The sequence below is a fragment of the Pseudoalteromonas sp. Angola-7 genome, assembly GCF_028599255.1.
Lineage (GTDB): Bacteria > Pseudomonadota > Gammaproteobacteria > Enterobacterales > Alteromonadaceae > Pseudoalteromonas > Pseudoalteromonas atlantica.
The window spans coordinates 41617-48414 of the sequence record NZ_JAQREL010000022.1; the positions used below are offsets into that span (position 1 = coordinate 41617).

Sequence of the window (6798 nt, forward strand, 5' to 3'; positions counted from 1 at the left end):
TTTTATCCTTGAGCTAGTAGTTCGCTAAGTTCGATTAAAGCCGCATTGGCTCTTGAAATATAATTTGCCATAACTAAAGAATGATTTGCCACAAAGCCAAAACCATTCCCGTTTAATATAATTGGGCTCCACACGGTTTCTTGTGTTGCCTCAAGCTCACGTATGATTTGCTGTAAGCTTACACGCGCATTTTTCTTTTCTAATACATCAGCAAAGTCATACTCAACTGCTTGTAAAAAGTGTAATAACGCCCACGTTGCACCGCGCGACTCGTAAAACACGTCGTCTATTTCCCACCACGACGTTCTTACTTGCTGCTGAAGTGGTGTGTAGGTCGCTTGCGTGTTTGAAGAATTACCGGCTAAATCGGTATTTACTTTGTCCTGGCCAACACTTGCACTTAAACGCTGACTTAAACTGCCTAAGCGCTTTTCGGCTTCTTTTAACCAGCTACGTAGATTGTCTGCACGTGAATAAAATTGGCTATCGCGCTCATGCTCGTTAGCAATTTGTGAGCGGTACACAAGAAGATAGTCTATTCCCTTTTGGTACTCTCCCTCGGCACTTGGCCATGCCCAAGCCTCAGAGCTAATATTAAATTGTGGCTGCGCTTTTTTAAGGGCTTCATGTTCGGTAGATTGCGACTGTGAACGGCTAAAGTCTTTACGCATTGATAGCGCTAAATCACGCACCATTTCAAGCGCGCCATATTCCCACGCAGGCATGTCATCCATTATCACACTTGGCGGCATTACATCGTTTGATAAATACCCACCTTGCTTATCAAGTAATGTGCTAGCAACGGTAATAAGCGTTGAGGTGGTTGTATAGCCTGTTACCATTTTTTCGCTGCGTGCTTGCGCGGTTTCTTTTGCATTAGTTACTACGTTAAAACGTGCCGGCTCAATGCTCCAATAAACTGCAATAGCGTAAAAAATAATAAGTAGTACCACCAAGGCACCAGCTATTTTTCCTTTATGTTGCGACATTTATCCTCCTAGTGATGAGCGTGTTGTTTTTTAGATGGCTTTGAATGCGCAGCTTGCGCTTCAAGCGAAACCACTTGGGCATTAGTAAACAAGCGGTTACCGTCACTAAAATATAGCGTGAGTTTACGTTCTTGCCCTACTTTTAGTGGCTCTTGTGGATCAAATACCATTAAATGGTAACCACCAGGCTCAAAGCTTAGGCTTTCATGACCCTTAATAGTAACGGCTTTAACCTGTTGCATTTTCATCATGCCATTGACATGTTTGTGCTCATGTACTTCTACACGCCCTAAACCTTCGATGGTTGCTTTAGTTAATTTAGCAACACCACCACCGTGGTTAGAAATTGTTAAATAGCCAACACTCGACTTACTACCAGGCAAAAACGCCCTTACTTGTGCATGGCTTACTTCAAGCTTAGCTTCGTCTGTATCGTGGCTGTGCCCAGCATGTGCAGCAACCGATGACGAAAACACATTAATCATTAACGCCGAGGCCATAAAAAAGCACTGCTTCATCATCGCTTTATTCCTTGTGAAAGCATAAAATTTCACTTTAAATTTAACATAGTTAACTAATAATAGTCAGTTAAATTAAGGCTTAAGAGGTTACTTTTTTGTTATCGAGCACCAACCAGCACAGTACAGCTACAAATAATAATGGCCAGGCTATCATCACTGAACCAAATAACAGTGCCAAAATGGTGCCAACCAGCGCGACAATCCCGGCGCCTATTAACCCCATGGTCACTAAAGCCATTACGGCTACCACTGCAATAATAGCGACTAATACACCAGCCAGCTCCAGTCCTACCCAGCTCATATCTGCAATCCACAGTGGAAACTGCCATGAATCAAAATGTATTAGCGACACAGTATCAGTAAAAAGTAACACATATACGACAACACATATTGCTAAGGTTTTCATATCCCTCTCCTAATACGCACGCTCTTCAAGGCAGCAGTGAGCAATCAAATAACCAAGCGCTACTGCAAACGGAAAACTTATAAATAATAAAATTGTTACTAAGCGTGTTGACCACACTGGAAAATCAAGGCGACGCGCTAACCCACTGCATACGCCCGATATTTTTTTATTCAGTGAATCTTTGTACCAACTACGCTGTGTTTTAAAGTTACTCATACTCTACTCCTTAAGCGCTTGGCGCAGTTGTATTGGTATTACTTTGCTTAACACTGGCTTTTAAACGAGCCAGCTCTGCATCTATTTTTTCATTTTTAACTAAAGACTCAATTTGCTCAGCGGTTGATTGCGCTGTATTTGTAAGTTCATAAGCATCAACCTGTGCTTCTATGCCTTCCACTTTTTGCTCTATCATTTCAAAGCGAGACAAAGCATTTGCGACGTTGTCGCTGTGTAATTGCATGTTCACTTTTTCACGTGCAGCAACAATATCGTGGCGTTTTATTAATTGTGCTTGTTTGCTTTTAGCTTGCGCCATTTTTTGCTGTAAACGCTCACAATCTGCCGTGATTTTCTCTATCGACTCCTTTAGAGTATTTAGCTGAGTGTTTTTTGCTGCAATTTGCTCATCTACTCGCTGTTTTTCTACTAACGCAGACTTGGCTAAATCGTCACGGTTTTTAGCAACTGCCAGCTCAGCTTTTGTTTGCCACAAAGTTAAGTCTTTTTGTTTTTGTGCAATTTGGCGTTTAAGCGTTTTTTCTTCGCACAGTAAGGCTGCGGCTGTGCTTCTACATTCGTTAAGCGCTTCTTGCATTTCACTTAGCATAAGGTTGAGGAGTTTTTCTGGATCTTCTGCTTTATCCAGCATGGCAGCAATATTGGATTGGATAACATCATTTACGCGATTAAATATACTCATTGTTTTGTCCTGTTGTTTTTAATTGATAACAACAACAAGATTCCAAGAGTTATGCCAAGTAACAAAAAGTTATTTATAAGCATTTAAATTCAATCAGTTAGACAGCTAATAAGTTATTTTAAACTGACTAAAAACTGAATGTTAATAAGCGAAAATCACTAATTTATTTATCTTTTGACTAAATTTTAGTTATAAAAAAACCACTTTAAAAAGTGGTTTTTTTATAACTGCTCAGCGCTTAAGTATTACTCAGGCACAAAACTTAATGCTTTATCCATTACCGACAAATCAGCCTGTTTACCGTGACCATTTTCTGAAAGGTGACGTCTAAATCCGCGCGCCCCTGGCTGCCCCTGAAAAATCCCCAGCATATGGCGTGCTATATGCCAAAAGTTAGCACCTAAACGCATTTCTTCTTCTATGTAATCATACATAGCGCGCACCACATCGTGACGAGTCTGAGTATTAGCCACCTCACCGTAAATCTTTTCATCCACCTCATTAAGCATAAATGGATTACTATATGCTTCGCGACCAATCATAACGCCGTCTATATGCGCTAAATGCGCTAGGCTTTCTTCAATTGTTTTAACGCCGCCATTAATGCTTAAATCGAGCTGTGGGTAGTCTTTTTTTAGTTGGTAAACGCGTGGGTAATCAAGAGGCGGTACTTCACGATTTTCTTTAGGGCTTAAACCATTTAACCACGCTTTACGGGCATGAATAATAAAGTCATCACAGCCAACTTTATGGCTGGCTTCAATTAATGCGCATAAAAACTCATACGAGTCTTGCTCATCAATACCGATGCGTGTTTTTACCGTAACAGGAATACTAACTTCGCTTTTCATTGCCGCAACACACTGTGCAACCAGCTCAGGCTCGGCCATTAGGCATGCACCAAAGCGCCCGTTTTGTACTCTATCTGAAGGGCAGCCTACATTTAAGTTAATCTCATCGTAACCGCGCTCACCAGCAAGCTTTGCACACTTTGCTAGCGCCTCGGGATCAGAACCCCCCAGCTGCAAAGCAACCGGCCCCTCGTGCTGATTAAAGTGTAGGTAATCGCCGCGACCAAATAAAATCGCCCCCGTGGTGATCATCTCAGTGTATAAAACAGCGTGCTTACTCATCTTACGATGAAAAGTGCGACAATGACGATCAGTCCAATCAAGCATGGGTGCAACAGAAAAACGTCTGTTTAACGTTGGATTATCTAATGTGCGTTTTTGCAATGTAAAAGCCTCGGGGATTATAAGTAAATGCGCCCATAAAAAGGCGCTGTATTTTACACAAAAGCCTGATTAGCATCAATGTTAGCTGTATATTTGTAAACCAAAATAATGCGCGATACCGTTGAGTATATTTGTAACTGCCACAGAGCTTAAAATTAACCCCATGATTCTACTTATAATACTTGCGCCACTGTCGCCTATTAATTTATGCACATGATTTGCGAGTAACAACAGCACAAGCACAACAACTAATACAACCAACATCATCGACGATGTAGTAACTTGCTCAACCCACGTGTATTCTTCGTTGCGGGTCATCAGTACTGCGCCAAGCATGGCGCCTGGGCTTGCTATAGAGGGGATGGCTAGCGGAAAAATAGCGGTTTCTGTGCTGTCGCGCACACTTTTAATCTCAGACTCGGGCTTACTTTCACCAAAAATCATTGAAAGCGCAAAAATAAGCAGGACTATGCCCCCAGCTATTTGAAACGCCGACAGCGGTATTTCTATTGCATTTAATAGCTGCTCACCGGCAATAACAAAAAAGAGTAAAACCACAGCGGATACACCCACGGCTTTAAAAACAACTTTTCGTTTAAACTTTTCATCTTCCCCACGTGTCACAGCAATAAATACAGGCACTGTACCTATAGGGTCTATCACCGCAAAAAAGAAAATAAATATAGCTACCAGTTCATGCATTAATGGGGTTCCTAGATAAAAAGTGTTTAATAAAAACGCTGCAAGTACAACACAGTATGTTAGTATATCATGGTAGCGTAAGGATAAGAGAATGATGAATATAGAATCACTCGTAAGTAAAGCAAAACAAGTTTGTGACAACCGTGGTGCGCGTTTTACGCCTATCCGCGAAAAAGTATTTCGCCTATTAGCTAGCGCCCAAGGCGGCGTTGGGGCGTACGATTTACTTGAGCAATTAAAAGTAACAGAAACAGGCGCAAAGCCTGCAACAATTTACCGTGCGCTAGACTTTTTATCAGAGCTGGGCTTTATTCACAAAATAGAAAGCACCAATGCATTTATGCTTTGCCATCACTTTGATCATATTCATCCTGTGCAGCTATTAATTTGTGACAGTTGTGGCTTTGTAAAAGAGCTGCACTCTACGGTTATTTCTCACGAGCTAAACAACTTAGCAGCAGAAAGCGGCTTTGTTGTATCAGGGCAAACTATTGAAGCACACGGTAAGTGTGAGTCTTGTAGAAGCTAAACCCAAAGTTTGTTTTAAAGCTATACTCATATTTAGATAGCCACTTTAGCACCAATTTTAAGAGTACCTAACATGAATGTTGAGTTCATTAATCCATTTTTATCTTCTTTGATCAATGTGTTATCTACAATGGCACAAACCGAGTTAAAACCAGGTAAGCCGCGTATTAAAACAGACGAAGTCGCCTGTGGCGATGTATCTGGTTTAATTGGCATGGTGGGCGCGCAAACTCGTGGCTCATTTTCAATTACCTTTGATGAAAACTTAGCTCTGACCATCATGGAACGCATGCTTGGTGAGCGCCCTGACAACATAGACGATGAAGTAACTGATATGGTTGGGGAAATTACTAATATGGTTACCGGTGGAGCTAAAAACTTACTCGGCGAAAAAGGCTATGACTTTGATATGGCTACGCCAATTGTAGTTGCAGGTAAAGGCCACACCATCACACATAAAAGTAAAGGCAAAAAAATAATCATGCCATTTAGCTGTGATGCAGGCGATGCAAATATAGAAGTTAGCTTTGATAAGTTATGAGCTGGCAACAAACTCAAATAACCTTAAAACCGCGTGCTCGAGGGTTTCATTTAATTGATGATGAAATACTCGCGCAGCTGAGCGAGCTGGCTAATTATAAAGTTGGCCTATTACATTTGTTTATTCAGCACACATCGGCAAGTTTAACCATAAACGAAAACGCCGATCCTACAGTGCGCATGGATATGGAAAGCCACTTTAACCATTTTGTTCCCGAGCGCCAACCTTACTATCGTCACGATTACGAAGGTGATGATGATATGCCAGCCCATATAAAAACCAGTACGTTAGGGTGTGAATTAAGTATTCCTATAAACAATGGGCGCTTAGCGCTAGGTACATGGCAAGGTATTTACTTAGGCGAGCATCGCGACGCTGGCGGTGCAAGACGTATTATAGCGACCTTGCAAGGCGAAACCTTTTAACCTTGTATTGACCTCCCCTCCCTAGCTTTTACCACGTCACTTCGCATTATTTAAAACCCTTTATATCGCGCGGCGGCATGGGGCCACTCGTGCGTTTAATATTTATAAATAATTTTCGTAGGTATAAATCAGATCAAAATATTGTTTTAAAGAAGTGTTTATTTTAGTGGGATATTTAGAGATATTGGAGCGGCACACGAGGCTCGAACTCGTGACCTCGACCTTGGCAAGGTCGCGCTCTACCAACTGAGCTAGTGCCGCTTTATAGATTGTCAGTAATTTGTCCGTTGGTGCGCGACAGGTCGCGTCCTACATTCTGGCAACTGAACTAGTGCCGCTTTATAGATTGTCAGTAATTTGTCCGTTGGTGCGCGACAGGTCGCGTCCTACATTCTGGCAACTGAACTAGTGCCGCTTTATATTTTATTCGATACTTCAATTTCTTTGGTGAGAAATTGGAGCGGCACACGAGGCTCGAACTCGTGACCTCGACCTTGGCAAGGTCGCGCTCTACCAACTGAGCTAGTGCCGC

At 41.9% G+C, this 6798-nt stretch carries 10 protein-coding genes and 2 tRNA genes; 3 read left to right on the forward strand and 9 right to left on the reverse strand.

What is annotated here, in order from left to right:
- Window positions 1–2: 2 nt before the first annotated feature.
- From PSH50_RS20180 to PSH50_RS20210, 7 genes are all read right to left on the reverse strand, one after another.
- Window positions 3–989, reverse strand: a complete 987-nt coding sequence (locus tag PSH50_RS20180; protein WP_273586727.1) for a DUF2333 family protein — start codon at window positions 987–989, stop codon at window positions 3–5.
- An 8-nt stretch (window positions 990–997) separates the two neighbouring features.
- Window positions 998–1510 carry a copper chaperone PCu(A)C gene (locus PSH50_RS20185; protein ID WP_273586726.1) on the reverse strand — a complete coding sequence of 171 codons (513 nt, stop codon included), beginning with the start codon at window positions 1508–1510 and terminating at the stop codon, window positions 998–1000.
- A gap of 79 nt (window positions 1511–1589) precedes the next feature.
- Window positions 1590–1916 (reverse strand): hypothetical protein, encoded by a 327-nt coding sequence (locus tag PSH50_RS20190; RefSeq protein WP_024031509.1) that lies wholly within the window; start codon window positions 1914–1916, stop codon window positions 1590–1592.
- 9 nt (window positions 1917–1925) lie between these two features.
- Window positions 1926–2132: a PspC domain-containing protein gene (locus PSH50_RS20195; protein WP_273586725.1), complete on the reverse strand. Its 207-nt coding sequence runs from the start codon at window positions 2130–2132 to the stop codon at window positions 1926–1928.
- A gap of 10 nt (window positions 2133–2142) precedes the next feature.
- Window positions 2143–2835 carry a PspA/IM30 family protein gene (locus tag PSH50_RS20200; protein WP_138577954.1) on the reverse strand — a complete coding sequence of 231 codons (693 nt, stop codon included), beginning with the start codon at window positions 2833–2835 and terminating at the stop codon, window positions 2143–2145.
- Between the two features lie 245 nt (window positions 2836–3080).
- Window positions 3081–4070 carry a tRNA dihydrouridine(20/20a) synthase DusA gene (gene dusA / locus PSH50_RS20205; RefSeq protein WP_096041166.1) on the reverse strand — a complete coding sequence of 330 codons (990 nt, stop codon included), beginning with the start codon at window positions 4068–4070 and terminating at the stop codon, window positions 3081–3083.
- An 81-nt stretch (window positions 4071–4151) separates the two neighbouring features.
- Window positions 4152–4772: a MarC family protein gene (locus tag PSH50_RS20210; protein ID WP_004589061.1), complete on the reverse strand. Its 621-nt coding sequence runs from the start codon at window positions 4770–4772 to the stop codon at window positions 4152–4154.
- A 94-nt stretch (window positions 4773–4866) separates the two neighbouring features.
- Between PSH50_RS20210 and PSH50_RS20215 the strand changes: the two genes are divergently transcribed.
- The 3 genes from PSH50_RS20215 (at window position 4867) to PSH50_RS20225 (ending at window position 6266) form a co-directional block, all read left to right on the forward strand.
- Entirely contained in the window at window positions 4867–5301 is a 435-nt protein-coding gene (locus PSH50_RS20215; RefSeq protein WP_029773280.1) for a transcriptional repressor, read from the forward strand.
- Between the two features lie 72 nt (window positions 5302–5373).
- Window positions 5374–5841: a chemotaxis protein CheX gene (locus PSH50_RS20220; RefSeq protein ID WP_029773279.1), complete on the forward strand. Its 468-nt coding sequence runs from the start codon at window positions 5374–5376 to the stop codon at window positions 5839–5841.
- The gene (locus PSH50_RS20225; RefSeq protein WP_024031503.1) at window positions 5838–6266 is read left to right on the forward strand and encodes a secondary thiamine-phosphate synthase enzyme YjbQ; all 429 of its coding nucleotides are present in this window, start codon (window positions 5838–5840) and stop codon (window positions 6264–6266) included. Before PSH50_RS20220 ends, PSH50_RS20225 begins: the two co-directional genes overlap by 4 nt.
- A 185-nt stretch (window positions 6267–6451) precedes the next feature.
- On the opposite strand, the gene PSH50_RS20230 is transcribed toward PSH50_RS20225, so the two are convergent.
- Window positions 6452–6527, reverse strand: a tRNA-Gly gene (locus PSH50_RS20230).
- A gap of 195 nt (window positions 6528–6722) precedes the next feature.
- Window positions 6723–6798 (reverse strand) — tRNA-Gly (locus tag PSH50_RS20235).

What these genes read in the sequence shown, in the direction of transcription:
- PSH50_RS20210 (WP_004589061.1), bottom strand. Translation starts at nt 4,772, where the DNA reads ATGCATGAACTGGTAGCTATATTTATTTTCTTTTTTGCGGTGATAGAC.
- PSH50_RS20200 (WP_138577954.1), bottom strand. Translation starts at nt 2,835, where the DNA reads ATGAGTATATTTAATCGCGTAAATGATGTTATCCAATCCAATATTGCT.
- PSH50_RS20180 (WP_273586727.1), bottom strand. Translation starts at nt 989, where the DNA reads ATGTCGCAACATAAAGGAAAAATAGCTGGTGCCTTGGTGGTACTACTT.
- PSH50_RS20215 (WP_029773280.1), top strand. Translation starts at nt 4,867, where the DNA reads ATGAATATAGAATCACTCGTAAGTAAAGCAAAACAAGTTTGTGACAAC.
- PSH50_RS20225 (WP_024031503.1), top strand. Translation starts at nt 5,838, where the DNA reads ATGAGCTGGCAACAAACTCAAATAACCTTAAAACCGCGTGCTCGAGGG.
- PSH50_RS20195 (WP_273586725.1), bottom strand. Translation starts at nt 2,132, where the DNA reads ATGAGTAACTTTAAAACACAGCGTAGTTGGTACAAAGATTCACTGAAT.
- PSH50_RS20185 (WP_273586726.1), bottom strand. Translation starts at nt 1,510, where the DNA reads ATGATGAAGCAGTGCTTTTTTATGGCCTCGGCGTTAATGATTAATGTG.
- PSH50_RS20190 (WP_024031509.1), bottom strand. Translation starts at nt 1,916, where the DNA reads ATGAAAACCTTAGCAATATGTGTTGTCGTATATGTGTTACTTTTTACT.
- PSH50_RS20220 (WP_029773279.1), top strand. Translation starts at nt 5,374, where the DNA reads ATGAATGTTGAGTTCATTAATCCATTTTTATCTTCTTTGATCAATGTG.